The organism is Streptomyces sp. NPDC096079 (assembly GCF_040303145.1).
Taxonomy (GTDB): domain Bacteria; phylum Actinomycetota; class Actinomycetes; order Streptomycetales; family Streptomycetaceae; genus Streptomyces.
In genome coordinates this window covers 262,806-283,051 of sequence record NZ_JBEOST010000007.1, presented here as the reverse complement: position 1 = coordinate 283,051, position 20,246 = coordinate 262,806, and the positions used below count along the sequence as shown (strand labels likewise).

Genomic DNA, 20,246 nt, shown 5'->3' with positions numbered 1-20,246 from the left:
CCACTTCGGGACCGGCCTGGGGATCCCCGTACCCGAATAGGCTTATGAACAGCCTGTGGACAACTTCGGTGGACAACTCAAGCGCCGCAAGGGTTCCGCCCCGATAAATCGCCACTTTGTTCGTATGTCGGGGCGTGCGGGGCCGACCCCGCCGTCCTAGCGTGGGGACATGGCCGTACGCATTGAGGGCACCCCCTGCTGGGTGGACGCGCAGCTTCCCGACCTGGAGGCCGGCAAGCGCTTCTACGGCGAGCTCTTCGGCTGGACCTTCGACCCCGACCGCGACGAGGCCCTCCTCGACGGCCGCCGGGCCGCCGGACTCGTCCCCAAGCGCGACGGGCGCATGCCCACGACCTGGACCCCCTACCTCGCCACCGAGAACGCCGGCACCCTCGCCGTCCGCATCAAGGCCGCCGGCGGGCAGATGGTCATGGAGCCCTACCCCGTCGGCCCCTTCGGCGTCTACGCGCTCGCCGCGGACCCCGGCGGCGCGGTCTTCGGCCTCCGCCAGGAGGGCGACGACGACGGCTTCGAGGTCACGAACGAACCCGGCGCCTTCTGCTGGATGGAGGTCTACACCCGCCGCCCGGACGCCGTCGACACCTTCTACGCCACGGTCTTCGGCTACCTCGGCCGTCAGGCCGACGCCGAGGAGGAGGGCAGGGACGCCGGCTTCGACTACCGCGTCTGGTCCCCGCCCGGCTCCCGGCCCGGCGACGACAGCGCCTTCGGCGGACGTGCCGTCATCACCGACGACTTCCCCGCCGAGATGCCCGGACACGTCCTCGTCTACTTCGCCGTCGCCGACTGCGACGAGGCCTGCGAGACCACCGTCCGGCTCGGCGGGCGGATCGCCACCCCCGCCTTCGACACCCCGCACGGCCGCATCGCGGTCCTCCACGACAACCAGGGCGCCCGCTTCGCCGTCCTCGCGGAACCCACCGGGACGACCTGACCCGGGCCCGCCACCGGCCGCCGGAACGACCCGTGACACCCCGATTCGCCCCCGGGTTCGCAACCGGGCCCTCGGACAGGAAGAATCAGGGTCCACGGGGCCGTACCCTCATGGCCCGTACGGGGAGGTGGCAGGCAAGTGGAACAGCTGACGCAGCACGACCCGAGACGTATCGGGCCCTTCGAGGTGCTGGGCCGGCTCGGCGCGGGCGGAATGGGCCTGGTCTATCTCGCGCGCTCGGCCTCGGGCCGGCGCGTGGCGATCAAGACCGTGCGCACGGAGCTCGCGGAGGACCAGCTGTTCCGGGTCCGCTTCACTCGGGAGGTGGAGGCCGCCCGGGCGGTCTCCGGCTTCTACACGGCCGCGGTCGTCGACGCCGACCCGCGGGCCGCCGTGCCCTGGCTGGCCACGGCCTATGTGCCGGCGCCCTCCCTCGAAGAGATAGTGAACGAGTGCGGGCCGCTCCCGGCCCAGGCCGTCCGCTGGCTCGCCGCGGGCGTCGCCGAGGCCCTGCAGTCCATTCACGGGGCGGGCCTGGTCCACCGCGACCTCAAGCCCTCCAACGTCCTCGTCGTCGAGGACGGCCCCCGGGTGATCGACTTCGGCATCGCGTCGGGCGTCTCCAACACGCGCCTGACCATGACCAACGTCGCCGTCGGCACGCCCGCCTACATGTCGCCCGAGCAGGCCCGCGACTCGCGCAGCGTCACCGGCGCCAGCGACGTCTTCTCGCTGGGCTCGATGCTGGTCTTCGCCGCCACCGGGCACGCGCCCTTCCACGGCGCCAACCCCGTCGAGACCGTCTTCATGCTGCTGCGCGAGGGCCCGGACCTGGAGGGCCTCCCGGACGAGCTGCGGCCCCTCATCGAGTCCTGCATGCAGATGGACGTCACCCGCCGCCCCACCCCGGCCGACCTCCAGGCCCAGCTCGCCCCGCACCTCTTCGGCCCCGGCAGCGACGACAGCGGCACGGCCTCCGCCTGGCTGCCGCAGAGCGCCACCGAGATGATCGAGCGGCGCCGCGGCGGCGGCCGTCAGCTGCCCGGTCCGGCCGTGCCGCCCCCGCCGCCGCCCCCGGCGGACCCGCCGGGCCCCCGCCCCGACCCGCGTTTCCCGGAGCGGGCGCCGGAGCGAGGACCGGACCGCGCACCGGAGCACGCGCCCGTCGGCGGCCGGCACGCCGGTCCCGCCGAGAGCGCGGGCGGTCCCGTACGCCTCGGCGGCGCGACGGTCCCCATCGGCCCCGGCCCCCGCGTCGCCGACACCCGGGCGGCGCTCTCCGTCGGCCGGGGCGCGGACGCGGGACCCGCGACCGGCTGGATCCGTCCGCCCGGTGGCGGCCCGAGCCTCGCCGAGCAGGCCCCGCAGCACGGCTCCCGGCCCGCGTCCGTGCCCCCGCAGGGCGCCGACCAGGCGGCACCGCAGCCCCCGCCGGAGCCCGGCCACTGGCGGCCCTGGCGCTTCCGGATGTCGAACGACGTCTGGGGCACCCCCGTCGTCGACGGCGACCTGCTGTACGTGACCTCCTTCGAGGTGCACGCCCTGGACACGGGGAGCGGCCGGCGCCAGTTCAAGACGCGGGACGTGGCCTGGTCGATGGCCGTCGCCTCGGGCCGTATCCACGCCTCCGACGGCCCCACGCTGTACGCGCTCGACGCCACCGACGGCAGTGAGCGCTGGCGGCTGGCCACGGACGCCTGGGTGTACTCGCTCAAGGTCGACCGGGGCACGGTCGTCACCGGGACGCGCGGCGGCGGGGTGCAGGGCTGGGAGGCCTCCAACGGCGCCAAGCTGTGGGAGATCACCGGAGCCCAGACCGACTTCGAGACCCCGGAGGCGGGGCCCGCCGTGCACGGCGACACCGTGTACGTGTGGCGGGACGCCCGGCTCCAGGCCCTCGACGCCCGCACGGGCGTGGAGCGCTGGTCGTACCCGATCGGGGACGCCGCGTCCTGCGCGAACGTGCCCGTCCGGGTGGCGCCGGCCGAGGACGGCTGCGTGTACGTCTCCGCCGGGACCCGGGTCCTGTCGATCGACATCGCCGCCGGGCACGTCCGCTGGCACTTCGAGGCCCCGGCCGTGTTCCTGTCCCCGCCCGCGTTCGCGCCCGGACCGGCGGTCACCGGCGGCGGGGTGTACCTCTCGGACCACCTCGGCACGGTGTACGCGCTCGACGCCACGACCGGGCAGGACCGCTGGCGGATCGCGACCGAGCCGCGCCAGTCCGCCGAGCCGGTGCTCGTCGCCGACGGCAACGTGCACGTCGGCAGCGGCAGCGCCCTCTACACGCTCGACGCGGTCACCGGCACCCCCCGGTGGCGGTTCGCGGCGGGCGGCGAGCTGGTGGGCTCGCCGGTCGTCGCCGACGGCCGGGTGCACTTCGGCTCGGCCGACCACGTCCTGTACACGCTGGACGCGACCGGCGGGCAGCTCCGCTGGAAGCTCGCGACCGGCGGCGAGATCACCGGCTCGCCGGTGGCGAAGGGCGGGGTCGTGTACGCGTGCAGCAAGGACCGCTGTGTGTACGCGCTCGACGCGGTGAAGGGCACGGCGACCGGCAGGGGAGCGCCGCGCCCGTAGGAGGCACAGGAACCCGCCGTTCCGGGGCTAGTCCCGGGGCGGCGGGTTCTCGCGTTCCGGGTCCTCCGGCGCCGGTGGGCCGGCCGGCACGTCGTCGTGCCGGTCCTTCTCCCCGTACGGGGGGCGGTCCACGCGGTCCACGCGGTCCACGCGGTGCGCGTGACGCGCGTAACGGCGGCCCGGCATCACGAGCGCGCCGAGCAGCAGCAGGGCCCCGCCGCCGAAGGCGTTCGCGACCCCGTCGCCGAGCCCCGTGCCGTCGGAGCCGACCGTGAGGCCGCCCTCCGCCTGGCCGACCCGCACCATCCACAGGACGGTGAAGCCGAGGACGACGACCCCGGCGAGGGCGACGAGCAGGCGGGAGCGGAGCAGGACGCCGACGAGGGTCAGGAGCGCCGCGAAGGCGAAGGGCAGCAGGATCGACGCCAGGAGGTCGGCCTTCTCGTCGGTGATGCCGGTGAAGAGGTCCCCGACGGCGTAGTCGCGTCCGGGACGGCCGTCGTACCAGGCACGGAAGGGGCTCCAGACGGCGGCCGTCGCTCCGGCGAGAGCCAGGACGGATCCGGCGATGGTGCGGATCATCGATGCGGCCTCCTCGGCGGTCCGGCTCCCGCTCACGACGCTACGCCGGGTGCGGGGGGCCCGCCATGCGACGCGGCGGCGGCGCTAGGGTGGCGCGGACACGACAGACAGGACGGGGAGCGGCGATGGTACGGACGCGTCTGAAGCTCGCGGCGACGCTCACGGTGGTGGTCCTCGCGCTGACCGGTTTCCACACCGGCAAGGGCGGTCACGGCAGCGGCGGCGGCAGCGGGAAGAGCAAGAGCGGCAAGAGCAGGAGCCACTCGGGCTCCCACGACGACGACGATTCGGGCGGCGGCTGCTCCAGCGACGAGAAGAGCAACGACGACTACGGCGGCTCGGGCGGCTCGACGCCCAGCGTCAGCCCTTCCCCCACGTCCGCCGAGGTCGAGGTGGTGGTCGTCGACTGTGTGAAGCCCGCGCAGAAGAAGCGGAAGGGCAGGCCGGCCCGGAAGGCGGACACCACGGCGACCCTGAGGATCTCCTCGCACGACGCGCTGGAGGGCACGTACGAGGTGACCCTGGAGTTCAAGGGCGCCACGGGGTCGGCGGTGGACTCGACGACGGCCCTCGTCACCGTCGGGGCCTACGAGGACAAGACCTTCGAGGTCGCGATGAAGACCCCGAAGGCCGTCTCGTCGGTCAGGAACTGCTGGGTGTACGACGTACGGAAGAAGTAGCGGCGCCGGGGGTCAGTTCCAGCGGATCAGCGCGGTCCGGAGCTCGCGCTCCGGGTCCGGGACCGGGGGGTCCACGTTGGTGATCTTCTTGGGCTCGCCGCCGGAGAAGTCCCCTCGGAAGAGGCCCGTGCGGCCGTCCTCGCCCCTGGACAGGAACGCGAAGCTCTTGCCGTCCGGGGCGAGGACCGGCAGGCCGTTGTGCCGGTCGTTCTCCGGGATGAGGTCCTCGGTCTTCAGGAGCTTCGTGTAGTCGGCGGAGAACGTCAGCTGCTTGAAGTCGCAGACCAGGGTGGTGGCGTTCCGCCAGAAGGCCGGCTCGCAGAAGACCTCGCTGCCCTTGTCGCCGAGGCCAGTGGTGGTGATGTCGTGCAGGTAGACCCCGGCACCGCTGCCCCCGCTCTCGGGGCCGATCTTGCTCAGGCTGACGCCGTAGTCGTTGTTGCTCGTCGCCACGACTCCGCCGGCGGGGACCACCGCCGCGTCGATGTCGTCCGTCGCGAGCACCGTCTCCGCCGTGGGGCCGTCCTTCCCGAGGAGGTCCGGGATCTTCCCGAAGAGGGTGTTCTCCTCGGTCTTCAGGCCGCCCTTGGGGTCCCGCGAGGCGAGGTCGCCCTTGGCGTCGGGGTCGATGCGCCCCATGTCGTACCAGAGACGGCCGGTCACCGGGTGGAAGACGGCGCTGCCGTTGTCCAGGCGCTTCGTGAAGGAGTCCGGGTCGGGTGCGCCGACCTCCCGGCCAGTGGCCATGTCGAAGGCGGCGGCGCGGTCGCCGTCGACCAGGCCGGCGACCAGTGTGAGGTCCTTGTTGAAGGCCAGGTCGGCGCTGTAGCTGGGTCCGTCCTCGTCACAACCCGCGCCCGGCTCGGCGTTCGGCGGCAGGGCGGCGCTGCGCTCTCCGGCGAAGGCGCCGTCCTTCGCGGCGAAGGAGCGCAGGAAGACCTGGTAGGCCTTGCCCCCGGTGCCGTCCTCGATGGTCTGGCAGAAGGCGACCGTGAGGCTGTCCGGCTGGGCGAGCGAGGCGGTCTTCGGGGCGCCGCCGTTCCCGTCCTGTCCGGCCTCGCTCCCACCGACGGCGCCTGTCACCGGGTCGCCCCCGCCGCCGCACCCGGCCAGCATGAGCGCGGCTCCGGCCGCGAGTCCGGCCTTGACGATGTGTCGTCCCATCACAGCTCCCCGTTGCGTGCCACAGCGGTCGGGCGTGACCCGATCGTGCTGCGAACGCGGGGCAGTCCCACCGCTGTTGACGGCGTCTTATCAAACGAAGATCCATTAAAACAGACTGTTGCATCCGCTACCGGAGCAGGTGTCCGCCGCTCCGTCGGGTGAAAAGCTCCGCCTGCCGTTCCGGCGGCAGGTTCCCGAGCGTCACCAGATGCGGGGCGTGTGCCAGGGCCTGGACGCGGGACGCCTCCTTGGTGGACCACAGCGCCCGGACCGTCCCCTGCACGGCCTCCGTCGGGTACGAGGCGATGACGGCGGCGGCCCGGATCGCGGCGGCGAGCGCCCCGCCCGGCTCCGTCACCTCGCTGACGAGCCCCGTCTCGTACGCACGCCGGGCGGAGACCCGTTCGGCCGTGCCCATGAGGGCCATCCGGGCGACTTCCCCGAACGGCATCTTCTGCGCCATGTGGACGGTCTCGAAGGCGGAGACCATCCCGTACGTCGTGTGCGGGTCGAAGAAGGTCGCGTCCTGCCCGGCGATCAGGAACTCCGCCTCGCCGAGCAGGTAGAAGGCCCCGCCGCAGGCCATGCCCTCGACGGCGGCGATCACGGGTTTCCACAGGTCGTTGGCCTTGGGGCCGAGGGTGAGGAGGGGGTCGTCGATCGTGTACGGGGAGGAGGGCTGCGGCACCCTTCCGGCGTCGTCGCGGTCGATGCCGGTGCAGAAGGCCCGTCCGCCGGCGCCGGTGACGACGATCGCGCGGATCTCGTCCTCGTACCGGAACCCCCGCCAGACGGCGGCGAGTTCGCGTGCCATGTCCAGGGTGACGGAGTTGTGCCGCTCGGGCCGGTCGAGGGTGACGACCGCGACGCCGGTCTCCTTGTCGCGTTCGACGCGGATGGTCATGAGCGCTCCAGGAGCCAGCGGGGGACGGCGACGCCGTCGATCTCGGTGAAGGCGACGCGGACGGCGGCGCCGATGCGGAGCCGGGCCGGGTCGACCGAGTTCAGGGGGGCGTCCGGGGCGGCGACGACGTTCCCGGCGAGGCGGATGCGGGGGGCCTCGGCGAGTTCGACGAGGACCGCGTTGTACGGGGCCTGGGCGGCGTAGTCGGGCAGCAGCGGCGGGTGGGGGAGGACGTACGACCAGATCCGGCCGCGGCCGGACATGAGCCGCCACTCGCTGTCGAAGGACCGGCAGTGCGGGCAGCAGGGGCGGGGCGGGAAGCGGAGCTCGCCGCAGGCGGCGCAGGCCTGGACGCGGAGCTCTCCCCGGGCGGCGTACTCCCAGAAGGGGGCGCCGTCCTCGTCGATGACCGGTGTGAGCATGCGGGTTCAGCTCCTCAGCAGGATGGCGGATGTGGGGACGCCCTCGCCGGCCGTGACCAGGCAGGTGGCCGCGTCGGGGACCTGGGCGGTGGAGGTGCCGCGGAGCTGCTTCACGCCCTCGTTGATGAGGTTGAAGCCGTGCACGTACGCCTCGGAGAGTCCGCCGCCGCCGGTGTTGAGCGGCAGCCGGCCGCCGATCTCCAGGGCGCCGCCCTCGGTGAAGGCGCCGCCCTCGCCGCGTCCGCAGAAGCCGTAGCCCTCCAGGGAGAGGGGGACGAGCGGGGTGAAGGCGTCGTAGATCTGGGCGACGTCGACGTCGGCGGGGCCGAAGTCGGCCTGCTTCCACAGGTGGCGGGCGGCGGTCCAGGCGGGGCCGGAGAGCGGGTCGTCGTTCCAGTAGTTGACCATGCCGTGGTGCTGGGAGGGCAGGCCCTGGGCGGCGGCGTGCACGTAGACGGGCTTCTGGCGGCAGTCGCGGGCGCGTTCGGCGCTGACGATGACGCAGGCGAGGGCGCCGTCGGTCTCCAGGCAGTTGTCGAAGAGGCAGAGGGGTTCGCTGATCCAGCGGGCGGTCATGTACATCTCGCGGGTCAGCGGCCGGTCGTACATGATCGCGGCGGGGTTCTGGTTGGCGCGGTTGCGGCAGGCGAGGGCGACGTTGAAGAGGTGGTCGCGGGTGGCGCCGTACTCGTGCATGTAGCGCCGGGTGAGCATGCCGATCTCGTCGGCGGGGCGGAGCAGCCCGAAGGGGCGGGTCCACTGGCCGGGGGTGGGCAGCTGGACGGCGGTGTTCTTCCAGGGGCGGGGGCCCGAGCCCCGCTTCCTGGACCGCCAGGCGACGCCGACGCTCGCCTGTCCGGTGGCGATGGCGGCGGCGAGGTGGCCGACGGTGGCGCAGGAGCCGCCGCCTCCGTACCCCACCTTGCTGAAGAAGGTGACGTCTCCGGCGCCGATGGCCTTGGCCACCTCGACCTCGTCGGTCTCCTCCATCGTGTACGAGGCGAAGGCGTCGACCTCGTCGGGGGTGATGCCGGCGTCGTCGAGGGCGGCGAGGATCGCCCGGCAGGCGAGGGTCTTCTCGGTCTCCCGGAGCTGTTTCGCGAAGGCGGTCTGTCCTATGCCGACGATGGCCGTGGCGTCCTTGAGCACCGAACCTCCTCATGGGGCAGCACTGCTGACAGCGCGTCAGGCTACAACTAATCTGACGGATAGTCAGCTACAGGGAGGGTGGGTCATGGACATGCGCGGCGACCTGGAGTGGGGCACGATCCCCGGGCTCGTACGGGCGGCGGCCGAGCGCCACGGCCCGCGGGAGGCCGTCGTCGACGGCCGCGTCCGCATCACCTACGCCGAACTCGGCGAACGCGTCGAACGGGCGGCCGCCGCCTGTCTCGCCACCGGTATACGGACCGGCGACCGGGTCGCTATATGGGCCCCCAACACCCTCGACTGGATCATCTGCGCCCTCGGCGCGGTCACCGCCGGAGCCGTCCTCGTCCCCCTCAACACCCGCTTCAAGGGCACCGAGGCCGCCGACGTCCTCCGGCGCTCCCGCGCCCGGCTCCTCTTCGTCACCGGCACCTTCCTCGGCACCTCGTACGTGGCCTCCCTGCGCCGCTCCGGCATCGAACTCCCCGACCTGGAGCGCATGGTGGTCCTCGGGGACACCGCCCCCGACGACACGGGCTGGACGACCCTCAAGGCCTTCCTCGCGGAGGGCGACACCGTCCCCGCCGCCCGGGTCCGTGCCCGCGCCGACGGCATCGACCCCGACGCCCCCTCCGACATCATCTACACCTCCGGCACCACCGGCCGCCCCAAGGGCGCCGTCATCAGCCACGCCCAGTCCCTGCGCTGCTACGCGACCTGGTCCGACCTCGCCGGCCTGAGGGAAGACGACCGCTACCTGGTGGTCAACCCCTTCTTCCACACCTTCGGCTACAAGGCCGGTGTCCTCGCCTGCCTCATGCGGGGTGCGGTGATCGTCCCGCAGCCGGTCTTCACCGTCGACACCGTCCTCGCCAACATCGCCGCCGAACGCATCACCGTCCTCCCCGGCCCGCCGACCCTCCACCAGTCCCTCCTGGACCACCCGTCCCGCTCCGCGCAGGGTCTCTCCACCCTCCGCCTCGTCGTGACCGGCGCGGCCGTCGTGCCGCTGCGGCTCGTCGAACGCCTCCGCACCGAGCTGGGCGTGGCCACCGTCCTCACCGCCTACGGCCTCTCCGAGGCGAGCGGCGTCGCCACGATGTGCCGGCGCGACGACCCCGACGAGACGATCGCCACGACCTCCGGCCGCCCGATCCCCGGCACCGAACTCCGGCTCTCCGACACCGGCGAGGTCCTGCTCAGGGGCCACCACGTGATGAAGGGCTACTTCGAGGACGAGGCGGCGACGGCGGAGGCGATCGACGCGGACGGCTGGCTGCACACGGGCGACATCGGCGTCCTGGACGAGGCCGGCAACCTCCGGATCACCGACCGCCTCAAGGACATGTTCATCGTGGGCGGCTTCAACGCCTACCCGGCCGAGATCGAGCAGCTCCTCGGCCTGCACCCCGACATCGCGGACGTCGCCGTCATCGGCGTCCCGGACCCCCGGCTCGGCGAGGTCGGCAAGGCCTTCGCGGTACGGAGACCGGGCGCACGGGTCACGGCGGACGACCTGATCGCCTGGTCGCGCCGGGAGATGGCGAACTACAAGGTCCCGAGGGAGGTCGAGTTCGTCCCGGAACTCCCCAGGAACGCGAGCGGCAAGGTGGTGAAGGGCGAACTGAGGGAGCGGGCGGCCACGGCGTGACGGGGGCCGTCCGGTGGCGCGGTTCCCGGTGCGGCGACAGCGCTGAGCCCGGACCGTGTTCCGGTCCGGGCTCGGGACAAGCGGGTGCGATCAGGTGGCGTGCATGTTGTCGGTCGAGTCGCTCGCGACCTGGAGGTCGGACGAGTCGACCGTGACCTGGACGCCCGTGGTCGGCGTACCGCCGGTGGCGTGCATGTTGGCCAGGGCGGGAGAGGCCGTGCCGGCCGCGATGGCGGCGGCGAGGAAGGCACCGGCCAGGAAACGCTTGCTGCGGGTCATGTCCAACTTCCTGTGGAGGTGTGGAGATCCGAACGAACTCGATCTTCGTCGCGGGTCGAATGTCCGTGCGAAGCGGAACGGTCTACTTCGTCAGGTCGGCACCGAACGGCAGGAGGGGCCGGGCATCTGCCCGGCCCCTCCGCCCGCGGTGGTCCGATCGCGTTGCGCACGGTCCCTGCCCGGACGGATCCCCCCTGGTTCCGTCGGGTGTCCCCCGAGTCCGTGCGCTCCCCCGTCGACCGGACCTTCCCCGGTCGGCCACGGCAGCTCCCCCGAAGTCGCCGCCGCGGCCGTTCCCCGTCGGGAATGGCTCTTAGTTGGCCGGCTCCGTGGTCACGTGGATGTTGCCCAGCGGAGCCGCGGCCGGGGCGCTGCCGTCGGGCTCGCCACCGGTGACGTGGATGTTCTTGATGCCGATCTTCTCGGCGATCGCGTCCTCGGCCTCACCACCGGTGACGTGGATGTTCTTGGTCTCGATGTCCGTGGCTTCGCCGTTGGTGACGTCGCTCATCGCAACCTCCTGTGTTTCTACTGAGACAGATGGGTCGTCGAAACCCGTCCGGCTGTTCCCCCGTGGACTGCCGGACGGGTCTCTCCGCAGGGCCGTTCACCCTAGTGCGTCGTAGTGACGGCCTTACCGGCGAACCGTCTGCCCCCCGACGCGACGGATCGATGAAAGAAGCATGCCCGTCGGTGATAAACGAACGATGAACGCCCAGCCCGGACCGCCGGTCAGGCGGCCGCGGCCGGGCAGAGCAGGGCGCGGACCTCGGCGGCTTCGGGGGAGGCCAGCTCCTCGAAAATGGTCAGGGCCTCCCGCCAGCAGACCTCGGCCCTGCCCAACTGGCCGATTCCGGTGAGGGCGTGGCCCAGGACGGTGAGGACGTTGCCCCGCCGCCACTCTCCTCCGACGCCGCGCAGCACCGTGAGCGCCATCTCGGCGTTGGAGGCCGCCTGTGTGAACCGTCGGGCGGTGACGTCCACCTCGGCCATGCGGAACAGTGTCATGCCCTCCCACAGCCGCTGCCGGCTGTCCCGGAAGACGTCCAGAGCCGCCGCCAGGCTGTCGTAGGCATCGGTGAGCTGACCGCTCTGCGTCAGCGCCACCCCCATCGCGTAGCGGCCGTTCGCCCCCTTCAGGGCGTGGCCCATGCGGTCGTACATGTCGGTGCCCCGGCGGGCCAGGACGACCGCGCTCGTCGTACGCCCGGTGAGCAGGTGGATCCGGGACAGGTTGCACAGGGCGCTTGCCTCGCCCGGTTCGTCCTGACAGGTCCGGAACTCCTCGATGGCGCGGTTGAGGAACTCCTCGCCCTCCTCGTACTGGTTGCGGTAGACCGCCATGACGCCCAGGGTGTTGGCCGCCCAGGAGTGGGGCATCCGGTCGTCCACCCGGTGGGCCAGGCCCATGGCCTCGCGGGCCTCCTGGTCCGCCTGGTCGAAGCGTCCCGCCACGTGGTGCACATAGGCCGACGTGATCGCCGCTCGGCCCGCAGCCCGCGTGTCCTCCACGCGCCCCGCCGCGTCCCGCAGGACCTCCGCCACCGCCTCGTACTCCTTGGAGTTCGCGCCCGACTCCGCCAGGTCCAGGCTCGCCCACAGGAGGTCCACCGCCCTGCGGAGGGTCGTCGGGGCCGAGGCGGACTGGCGGACCGTGGACAGGAGGCAGTTCGCCTCCGCGTAGAGCCAGTCCTGGGCCTCGTGCCGGTCGGTGAAGGTCAGGCCCTCGTACGAGGTCGGTTCCAGGTGGTCCACCAGGCGGTCGCCCGGCCGCTCGATCGCGTACACCCGCGCCGCCGTCGACAGGTAGAAGTCCAGCAGGCGGGAGAGCGCCGCCTCCTTCTCCGACGGGGGCTGTTCGTCGCGGTCCGCGCACGCGCGCGCGTAGAGGCGGACCAGGTCGTGGTAGCGGTAGCGGCCAGGGGCGGCGGATTCGACGAGGGACGTGTCGACGAGGGCCTCCAGGAGGTCCTCGGTGTCCCAGAGCGGGAGGTCCAGGACCGCCGCCGCTGCCGCCAGCGAGATGTCCGGGCCGTCCGCGAGGCCGAGCAGGCGGAAGGCGCGGGCCTGGGCCGGTTCCAGCTGGCCGTAGCCGAGTTCGAAGGTGGCCTTGACGGCGAGGTCGCCCGCCTGGAGCTCGTCGAGCCGCCGGCGCTCGTCCGCCAGCTTCGCCGCGAGGACCGAGACCGTCCAGGTGCGGCGGGCCGCCAGGCGCGAGGCCGCGATGCGGATCGCGAGGGGCAGGAAGCCGCAGGCCGCCACCACGTCGAGGGCCGCCTCGCGCTCCGCCCCGACGCGCTCCTCGCCGACGATCCGCGTGAACAGCTGGAGCGCCTCCTCGGGGGACATCACGTCCAGGTCCACCAGGTGGGCGCCCGCCAGGTCGACCATGCGGATGCGGCTGGTGACGAGGGCCGCGCAGCCCGCCGTACCGGGGAGGAGCGGGCGGATCTGGGCCGCGTCCCGGGCGTTGTCCAGGAGCACCAGGACCCGGCGCCCGTCCAGCGTCGAGCGGTACAGCGCGGCCCGGTCGTCGAGCGAGTCCGGGATGGCCGAGTCCGCGGTGCCCAGCGCCCGCAGGAACGAGCCGAGGACCGTCTCGGGCGCGGCGGCGCTGTTGCCCGCGCCCTGGAGGTCCACGTACAGCTGCCCGTCAGGGAAGTGCGGCCGGGCCTCGTGGGCGACGTGCACGGCGAGCGTGGTCTTGCCGACGCCGCCGATGCCCGCGAGCGCCGAGACCGCCATGACGTGGCCCTCGGCGGTGGCGAGCCGGGCGCCCAGTTCCCGTACGAAGGAGGCGCGGCCGGTGAAGTCCGGGACCGTGGCGGGGAGCTGGGCCGGGCGGGCGACGGGCGCCGCCGTCGGGGCCGGCTCCTCCACGGGGCGGGCGAGTTCCGCGTCGGCCTGGAGGATGCGCTGCTGGAGCCGGGAGAGCTCGGGGGTCGGGTCGACGCCCAGTTCGTCCGCGAGGAGCCGCCGCGTGTCCGCGTACACGGCGAGCGCCTCCGCCTGCCGTCCGCTGCGGTAGAGCGCCAGCATGAGGAGTTCGCGCAGGCGCTCCCGCAGGGGGTGGGCGGCGGTGAGCGCGGTCAGTTCGGAGACCGCCTCGGCGTGCGCGCCGATCTCCAGGTCGATGTCGAGGCGGGTTTCGAGGAGGGTGAGGCGCCACTCCTCCAGGCGGGTCCGCTGCGTCTCGGCGTACGGGCCGGGTACGGACGCGAGGACCTCGCCGTCCCACAGGTCGAGGGCCTCGGCGAGCCGTTCCCGCGCGGCCGTCCGGTCCCCGGCCGCGCGGAGCCTGTCCGCCTCGGCGGCCAGTTCCTGGGCGGCGGTCACGTCGAGCGCGGTCGTCCGGAGCGCGTAGCCGCCGGACTCGCTGACCAGGACCTTCGGGTCGAGGGCCTTGCGGAGCCGGGAGGCGTAGGTACGGACGGCGGCGAGTGCCTGGGAGGGGGGCTCCTCGCCCCAGAGCGCGTCGATCAGTTCGTGCGCGGTGGCGGTGCGGCCTCCGCGCAGGAGCAGCGCGGCGAGCAGGGCGCGCTGCTGCGGGGAGCCGGTGGGGACGGGTTCGCCGTCGCGCCAGGCGCGGACGGGCCCGAGCACGCCGAAGCGGAGGTCGCCGGCCGCTGTCGGCGTGGTGCCGGTGGTGTCCGTCCGGCGGTCGGCCCCGCCGGTCGCCGTCTCTCCGGTTCCGGCGGTGTCCTGCCGCTTGCCGGTGCCGTCGGCGGCCGTCCTCCGGCCGTTCCGCTGGGCGGGCACGCCGGGTTCGGCCTCGGCGTCGCTCCCGCCCGGGAACCGTGCCGGAACTCGCGGCCCGTTCTCACGGTCCATCGCTCCCCCTGCCCCTGCCGCTGGTTTCGCCCAGGACAGTCTGCCTTGTCCGGAGCGGGTCCGTCAGCATCGGGTCGGCCGTTGCGAGGCCGTAACACGGGGCGTTCTGGCCCCCACTAGCTGACGGGTCGTCAGATCAGCGCTACCGTGAAGGACATGGAGACCTTCCCGAAGATCATCTCGGTGGACGACCACACCGTGGAGCCCCCGCACGTCTGGCGGGACCGGCTCCCGTCCCGGTACCACGACACCGGACCCCGGATCGTCCGCGCCCCGCTCAAGGAAATGACCTTCCTCGGCGGCAGGTTCGCCCCGGTCATGGGCGCCAAGGGGGACGACGGGCCGATCGGCGACTGGTGGGTGTACGAGGACCTGCACCGGCCCCTCACCCGGCTCGACACCGCCGTCGGCTACGACCGGGACGAGATACGCCTCGAAGTCATCACCTACGAGCAGATGCGGCCCGGCTCCCACTCCGTCCGGGACCGGCTCGCCGACATGGACGTCAACCACGTCCAGTCCGCGCTCTGCTTCCCCACGTTCCCCCGCTTCTGCGGGCAGACCTTCACCGAGGCGAGCGACCGCGAGCTCGGGCTGCTCTGCGTCCGCGCCTACAACGACTGGATGGTCGAGGAGTGGTGCGGGCCCGAGGCGGACGGGCGGCTGATCCCGCTCACCCTCATCCCGCTCTGGGACCCGGAGCTCGCCGCCGCCGAGGTGCGGCGCAACGCCGCGCGCGGGGTCCGGGCCGTCGCCTTCTCCGAGATCCCGCCGCACCTCGGGCTCCCCTCGGTCCACACGGACCACTGGGACCCCTTCTTCCGTGCGTGCGACGAGACCGGCACGGTCATCGCCATGCACATCGGCTCCTCCAGCCGGATGCCGTCCACCTCCGCCGACGCCCCGCCGGCCGTCGGCTCCACCATCACCTTCGCGAACTGCTGCTTCTCGATGGTCGACTGGCTGATGAGCGGCAAGTTCGAGCGCTTCCCGAACCTGAGGATCATGTACGCCGAGGGGCAGATCGGCTGGATCCCGTACATCCTGGAGCGCGCGGACGTCGTCTGGGAGGAGAACCGCGCCTGGGGCGGCGTCGCCGACAAGGTCACCCGCCCGCCGTCCGAGCTCTTCGCGGACCATGTCTTCGGCTGCTTCTTCGACGACGCCTTCGGGCTGCGCAACCTCGACGCGATCGGGGCGGGGAACGTCCTGTACGAGACGGACTACCCGCACTCGGACTCCACCTGGCCCCAGTCGAAGGAGGTCGGCGAGGCCCAGATGGGCCACCTGCCGCCGGACGTCGTCGACCGGATCGTCCGGGGCAACGCGATCGAGCTCCTCGGTCTGTCCCCGGACGGGCTCTGGCGGCCCTGAGGCCTGTATGACGGCTCGCGGCCGGGTCTCCTCCGGAGGGGACCCGGCCGCTTCCGTACGGGCCGCTCGTCGCTGCAATGGCCCAACGGGGCCGCCCCCTGATGGCGGAGTGTGACGGACTGCGCGCAAATAGTACTCAAGTGTGCGTTTCTTGCACATCACGAGACAGCCAGTGGGCGTCCCCCCGGGGATGCCCACGAACGGAGCCTGTGACATGACCCCCGACCTCCCGCAGAACCATCCGGCGGACGACCACATAGAACGCGCGGAACCGACGACCACCGACACCACGAGCAGCGCCGAGGACGCGGGGAGCGCGGGGACCGCAGCAACCGCAGCAACCGCAGAAGCCACAGGGGTCCGTCCAGGTCAGTCCCGTCAGCCGGTCGGCCCGCCGTTCCCGGCGCTCGACGCGCGTCCCTTCCCCGGCCGGTCGCCGGCGGCGCCCGCCGCGTCGCCGGTCGCGACACTGCTCCCGGCCGACCCGCAGTCCCCGGCCGACCCGCAGTCCCCGGCCGACGCTGAGTACCCGGCCGACGCCGGGTCCCCGGTCGACCCGCAGTCCCCGGCCGACGCCGGGTCCCCGGTCGATCCGCAGTCCCCGGCCGACGACGAGGCGTCGGAGGAGACCGGTGACGAAGCGGTCCACACGCTGCTGCGGACGGCGGCCACCGAGCGGCCCGTGGAGGAGGTCGCCACGCTGGTGGCCCGCCTCCAGGAGACCGGCGAGCTCTCCAGCCCCGCGGACGTGGCGCTCCGCGCGGCGGCCGTGACCCGCCCGCTGGACGAAGTGCGCCAGCTGCTGGCCTTGCTGAACGCGTCCGGGTACGACCTCCACCAGGCCGAGACCACGCTGCGCGCCGCGGCGGTGGGCCGGCCGGTCGAGGACGTGGTCCGGCTCGTCGGCATCCTCGGCGCCGACAGCAGCGACTGGCGGTCCACGGCGGCCGGGGTCGACGAAGCGGTCCGCAAGCCCGGACCGGAAGGCGCCGCACCGGCCGCCGCCGCCCCGAAGCGCGTCCGAGGCGCCGCCAAGGGCCGCAAGTCCCCCCTGGACGGCGCCCTGGCCGCGGGTCCCGGCAGCCACACCTCCTCGCCCGCGCTGCGGTCGGTGCTGCGCTGGCCGGCGGCGGTCGCGCTGTTCGCCTGCGGCCTCATCCACCTGCCGACGGACCTCGACGGCCTGCGCTCCGGCGGCGACGCGCGGGCGCTGTCCGTGGTCGTCACCGTGCTGTGCCTGGCGTGCGCGGTGTGGCTCGCGGCCCGGGACACCCTGATCGCCTGGGCCGCCGCCGCGGGCGTCGCCGTCTTCGTCATCGCGCTCCACGGGGTCGCGGGCGCCCGCACCGTCGACCTGCTGAGCGGCAGCCTCGGCACCACCTTCGCCTGGGCGAAGGCGCTGGCGCTGCTGAGCGCCGTGGGCATCGTCTGTCTGGCCGGCGCGGCCGTGGTGCGCCACGCGAGGGCGGCCGGTGCGGCGGGCGGCACCTGAGTCGACCCCAGGACGACGACCCCGCCCGGGCGGCTCCGGCCGCCCGGGCGGGGGTGCGTCACGCACGCGGAACCTCCTACCCCTTGCCTGATGGATCGTCAGGTACGAGCATGGGCCTGCTCGTTGAAGTGACGGTCCGTCAGATGAGGGGTTTCCCATGGTGGTCTACGGCATGCAGCTGCCGGTCCAGTCGCAGAGCACCCTCTACGCCGAGGCCTGGGAGGCGGGTGCGGGTCCGGCCGATCTGCTCGCCGTCGCCCGGGCCGCCGAGGCCCACGGCTTCGACTACCTCGCGAGCTGCGACCACGTCGCCATCCCGCGCCGGCTCGCCGGGGCCATGAGCACTGTCTGGTACGACCCGGTCGCCACGCTCTCCTTCCTCGCCGCCGCCACCGAGCGGGTCCGGCTCCTCTCGCACGTCGCCGTCGTCGGCCTGCGCCACCCGCTCGTCACGGCCAAGGCGTACGCGACGCTCGACCACCTCTCCGGCGGGCGCCTGGTCCTCGGCGTGGGCGCCGGGCACGTCCAGGAGGAGTTCGAGGTGCTCGGCGTGGACTTCGCCCGCCGTGGCGCCGTGCTCGACGAGACGGTCGACGCGCTGCGGGCGGCCCTCGGGCCCGAGGAGTACCCGGAGCACCTGGGGGAGCGGTTCTCCTTCAAGGACCTCGGGCAGCTGCCCCGGCCCGCGCAGGAGCGCGTCCCGCTCTGGGTGGGCGGCTCCTCCCCGGCCGCCGTGCGCCGCGCCGCGCTCAAGGGGGACGGCTGGCTGCCGCAGGGCGACCCGCGGGACAAGCTCGCCGCGCAGATCGGGAGGCTGCTGCGGCTGCGTACGGACGCGGGGATCGCGGAGCCGATCACGGTCGGCGCGATCACCGAGGCGCTGTACGTCGGCACGCCCGGCTGGGAGGTCGGGCGGCGCACCCTGAGCGGCCGGCCGGAGGAGCTCGCGGCCTCCCTGCGCGCGTACGGGGAGATGGGCGTGCACCAGATCCAGGTCCGGTTCCGCTCCCGGGGCCTGACCGAACTCATCGATCAGATGGCGGCCTTCGGCACGGAGGTCGCCCCCCACCTGTAGACCTCTAGGGAGTACGGACATGGGCAAGCTCGACGGGCGGGTCGTCCTGGTCACCGGCGCGGCGCGCGGGCAGGGCGAGCAGGAGGCGCGGCTGTTCGCCGCCGAGGGGGCGAGGGTCGTCCTCGGGGACGTCCTGGACGAGGCCGGGGAGGCGCTGGCCAAGGAGCTGGGGGAGGACCGGGCCGCGTACGTCCATCTGGACGTGACGAGCGAGGACGGCTGGGCGGCGGCCGTCGCGGCGGCGAAGGAGCGGTTCGGGAAGATCGACGGGCTCGTCAACAACGCGGGCATCCTCCGCTTCAACGAGCTGGTCTCCACGCCGCTGGAGGAGTTCCGGGCGATCGTGTCCGTGAACCAGACCGGCTGCTTCCTGGGGATCCGCACGGTCGCGCCCGAGATCGCGGCGGCCGGCGGCGGGACGATCGTCAACACCGCCTCGTACACGGGGATCACCGGCATGGCCGGGGTCGGCGCCTACGCGGCGACGAAGCACGCGGTCCTCGGGCTGACGCGGGTCGCGGCCCTGGAGCTGGCCGCGAAGGGGATCCGGGTCAACGCGGTCTGTCCGGGGGCGATCGACACCCCCATGAGCAACCCGGAGGGCGTCGATCCGGAGGCCACGGCCGGGCTGTACCGCAAGCTCGTGCCCCTCGGGCGGATCGGCCGGCCGGAGGAGGTGGCGTCCCTCGCGCTCTTCCTGACCGGGGAGGACTCGGCGTACATCACGGGGCAGCCGTTCGTGATCGACGGCGGCTGGCTGGCGGGCGTGAGCCTGTTCTGACGGCTCGTCAGGTATTGACGCACCTGCGCGGCGGTGCGAGAGTCGGGCACATCAAGGAATCTGACGCATCGTCAGATAAGACGAGGACGGTGAACCCCCTTGGAATTCGGGATCTTCGTACAGGGATACGTCGGCAAGCGCGCCGAGACCGATCCCGAAGCCGAGCACAAGGCCCTCATGGAGGAGACCGAGTACGTCATCCAGGCCGACAGGTCCGGCTTCAAGTACGCCTGGGCCTCCGAGCACCACTTCCTGGAGGAGTACTCGCACCTCTCCGCCAACGACGTCTACCTGGGCTACCTCGCCCACGCGACGGAACGGATCCACCTGGGCTCGGGAATCTTCAACCCCCTCGCCCCCGTCAACCACCCGGTGAAGGTCGCCGAGAAGGTCGCCATGCTCGACCACCTCTCCGGCGGACGCTTCGAGTTCGGCTCCGGGCGCGGGGCGGGCTCCCACGAGATCCTCGGGTTCATGCCGGGCATCACCGACATGAACCACACGAAGGAGATCTGGGAGGAGACCATCGCCGAGTTCCCCAAGATGTGGCTCCAGGACGAGTACGCCGGCTTCCAGGGCAAGCACTGGTCGCTGCCGCCCCGCAAGGTCCTCCCCAAGCCGTACGGCAAGTCCCACCCCGCCATGTGGTACGCCGCCGGGTCCCCGTCCTCGTACGCCATGGCCGGAAAGATGGGCCTCGGCGTCCTCGGCTTCAGCGTCCAGAAGGTCTCCGACATGGAGTGGGTCGTCGAGTCCTACAAGAACGCGATCAAGGAGGCCAAGGCGGTCGGCGACTTCGTCAACGACAACGTCATGGTGACCTCGACGGCGATCTGCGCCGAGACGCACGAGAAGGCCGTCGAGATCGCGGTCGGCGGCGGACTGAACTACCTCCAGTCCCTCCTCTTCCGCTACCACGACACCTTCCCGCGGCCCGAGGGCATCCCCGAGTGGCCCGAGCTCCTCCCCGAGTACTCCGCGGAGATCATCGAGCTCCTCATCCAGGAGGAACTGATGATCTGCGGCGACCCGTCGGAGGTCCTCGCGCAGTGCAAGCGGTGGGAGCAGGCGGGGGCGGACCAGCTGTCCTTCGGCCTGCCGATCGGGATCTCGTACGAGGACACGATGAACTCGATCAAGCTGATCGGCGAGCACGTCATCCCGAAGATCGACACGGACCCCGTCCACCGCACCACCCGCATGCGCCGGTCCGCGGGCTCCTGAGCCCCCACCCGTGCGGGCGGCGCCGACGGGGCGCGGCCCAGGACGGCGGAAACACGGGGCGGGTCTTCCCGGATCGCCGCCCCGTACCTGCCCCGGCCGGAGG

Annotated in this window: 17 protein-coding genes; 9 read left to right on the top strand and 8 right to left on the bottom strand. The window is 72.8% G+C overall.

Features of this window, described 5'->3' with window-relative positions:
- Positions 1–169: 169 nt before the first annotated feature.
- Together ABTY59_RS17550 and afsK are read left to right on the top strand one after the other, a co-directional pair.
- Positions 170–955: a VOC family protein gene (locus tag ABTY59_RS17550; RefSeq protein ID WP_352019838.1), complete on the top strand. Its 786-nt coding sequence runs from the start codon at positions 170–172 to the stop codon at positions 953–955.
- A 138-nt stretch (positions 956–1,093) separates the two neighbouring features.
- The gene (afsK, locus tag ABTY59_RS17545; protein ID WP_352019837.1) at positions 1,094–3,535 is read left to right on the top strand and encodes a protein serine/threonine kinase AfsK; all 2,442 of its coding nucleotides are present in this window, start codon (positions 1,094–1,096) and stop codon (positions 3,533–3,535) included.
- A gap of 27 nt (positions 3,536–3,562) precedes the next feature.
- Here afsK and ABTY59_RS17540 read toward each other — a convergent pair whose 3' ends face one another.
- Complete coding sequence (locus ABTY59_RS17540; protein WP_352019836.1) at positions 3,563–4,117, bottom strand: hypothetical protein; 555 nt, start codon at positions 4,115–4,117, stop codon at positions 3,563–3,565.
- A 125-nt stretch (positions 4,118–4,242) separates the two neighbouring features.
- Here ABTY59_RS17540 and ABTY59_RS17535 point away from each other — a divergent pair, with 125 nt between their 5' ends.
- The gene (locus ABTY59_RS17535; protein WP_352019835.1) at positions 4,243–4,797 is read left to right on the top strand and encodes a hypothetical protein; all 555 of its coding nucleotides are present in this window, start codon (positions 4,243–4,245) and stop codon (positions 4,795–4,797) included.
- Between the two features lie 12 nt (positions 4,798–4,809).
- Here the strand turns inward: ABTY59_RS17535 and ABTY59_RS17530 are convergent, their stop codons facing one another.
- From ABTY59_RS17530 to ABTY59_RS17515, 4 genes are all read right to left on the bottom strand, one after another.
- Complete coding sequence (locus ABTY59_RS17530) at positions 4,810–5,961, bottom strand: TolB-like translocation protein (RefSeq protein WP_352019834.1); 1,152 nt, start codon at positions 5,959–5,961, stop codon at positions 4,810–4,812.
- Positions 5,962–6,088: 127 nt separating this feature from the next.
- Positions 6,089–6,865: an enoyl-CoA hydratase/isomerase family protein gene (locus tag ABTY59_RS17525; protein ID WP_352019833.1), complete on the bottom strand. Its 777-nt coding sequence runs from the start codon at positions 6,863–6,865 to the stop codon at positions 6,089–6,091.
- Complete coding sequence (locus ABTY59_RS17520; protein WP_352019832.1) at positions 6,862–7,287, bottom strand: Zn-ribbon domain-containing OB-fold protein; 426 nt, start codon at positions 7,285–7,287, stop codon at positions 6,862–6,864. Before ABTY59_RS17520 ends, ABTY59_RS17525 begins: the two co-directional genes overlap by 4 nt.
- Before the next feature lie 6 nt (positions 7,288–7,293).
- Entirely contained in the window at positions 7,294–8,436 is a 1,143-nt protein-coding gene (locus tag ABTY59_RS17515) for a lipid-transfer protein (protein ID WP_352019831.1), read from the bottom strand.
- Positions 8,437–8,527: 91 nt separating this feature from the next.
- Between ABTY59_RS17515 and ABTY59_RS17510 the strand changes: the two genes are divergently transcribed.
- On the top strand, positions 8,528–10,087 hold the full coding sequence (locus tag ABTY59_RS17510; RefSeq protein WP_352019915.1) for a FadD3 family acyl-CoA ligase: 1,560 nt from the start codon (positions 8,528–8,530) through the stop codon (positions 10,085–10,087).
- Positions 10,088–10,177: 90 nt separating this feature from the next.
- On the opposite strand, the gene ABTY59_RS17505 is transcribed toward ABTY59_RS17510, so the two are convergent.
- The 3 genes from ABTY59_RS17505 to afsR all read right to left on the bottom strand — a co-directional run bounded on the left by ABTY59_RS17505 (position 10,178) and on the right by afsR (position 14,197).
- Complete coding sequence (locus ABTY59_RS17505) at positions 10,178–10,366, bottom strand: hypothetical protein (RefSeq protein WP_352019830.1); 189 nt, start codon at positions 10,364–10,366, stop codon at positions 10,178–10,180.
- A gap of 313 nt (positions 10,367–10,679) precedes the next feature.
- Positions 10,680–10,877: a hypothetical protein gene (locus tag ABTY59_RS17500; RefSeq protein WP_352019829.1), complete on the bottom strand. Its 198-nt coding sequence runs from the start codon at positions 10,875–10,877 to the stop codon at positions 10,680–10,682.
- A 221-nt stretch (positions 10,878–11,098) separates the two neighbouring features.
- A complete protein-coding gene (gene afsR, locus ABTY59_RS17495; protein ID WP_352019828.1) occupies positions 11,099–14,197 on the bottom strand; it encodes an SARP-family global regulator AfsR in 3,099 nt (1,032 codons plus the stop codon).
- A gap of 156 nt (positions 14,198–14,353) precedes the next feature.
- On the opposite strand from afsR, the gene ABTY59_RS17490 reads away from it, so the two are divergent.
- From ABTY59_RS17490 to ABTY59_RS17470, 5 genes are all read left to right on the top strand, one after another.
- Entirely contained in the window at positions 14,354–15,571 is a 1,218-nt protein-coding gene (locus ABTY59_RS17490) for an amidohydrolase family protein (RefSeq protein ID WP_352019827.1), read from the top strand.
- Between the two features lie 214 nt (positions 15,572–15,785).
- On the top strand, positions 15,786–17,063 hold the full coding sequence (locus ABTY59_RS17485; protein WP_352019826.1) for a hypothetical protein: 1,278 nt from the start codon (positions 15,786–15,788) through the stop codon (positions 17,061–17,063).
- A gap of 157 nt (positions 17,064–17,220) precedes the next feature.
- On the top strand, positions 17,221–18,138 hold the full coding sequence (locus ABTY59_RS17480) for a TIGR03619 family F420-dependent LLM class oxidoreductase (RefSeq protein WP_352019825.1): 918 nt from the start codon (positions 17,221–17,223) through the stop codon (positions 18,136–18,138).
- Positions 18,139–18,157: 19 nt separating this feature from the next.
- Positions 18,158–18,919 carry an SDR family NAD(P)-dependent oxidoreductase gene (locus ABTY59_RS17475; protein WP_352019824.1) on the top strand — a complete coding sequence of 254 codons (762 nt, stop codon included), beginning with the start codon at positions 18,158–18,160 and terminating at the stop codon, positions 18,917–18,919.
- 99 nt (positions 18,920–19,018) lie between these two features.
- Entirely contained in the window at positions 19,019–20,143 is a 1,125-nt protein-coding gene (locus ABTY59_RS17470; protein ID WP_352019823.1) for an LLM class flavin-dependent oxidoreductase, read from the top strand.
- Positions 20,144–20,246: the final 103 nt, after the last annotated feature.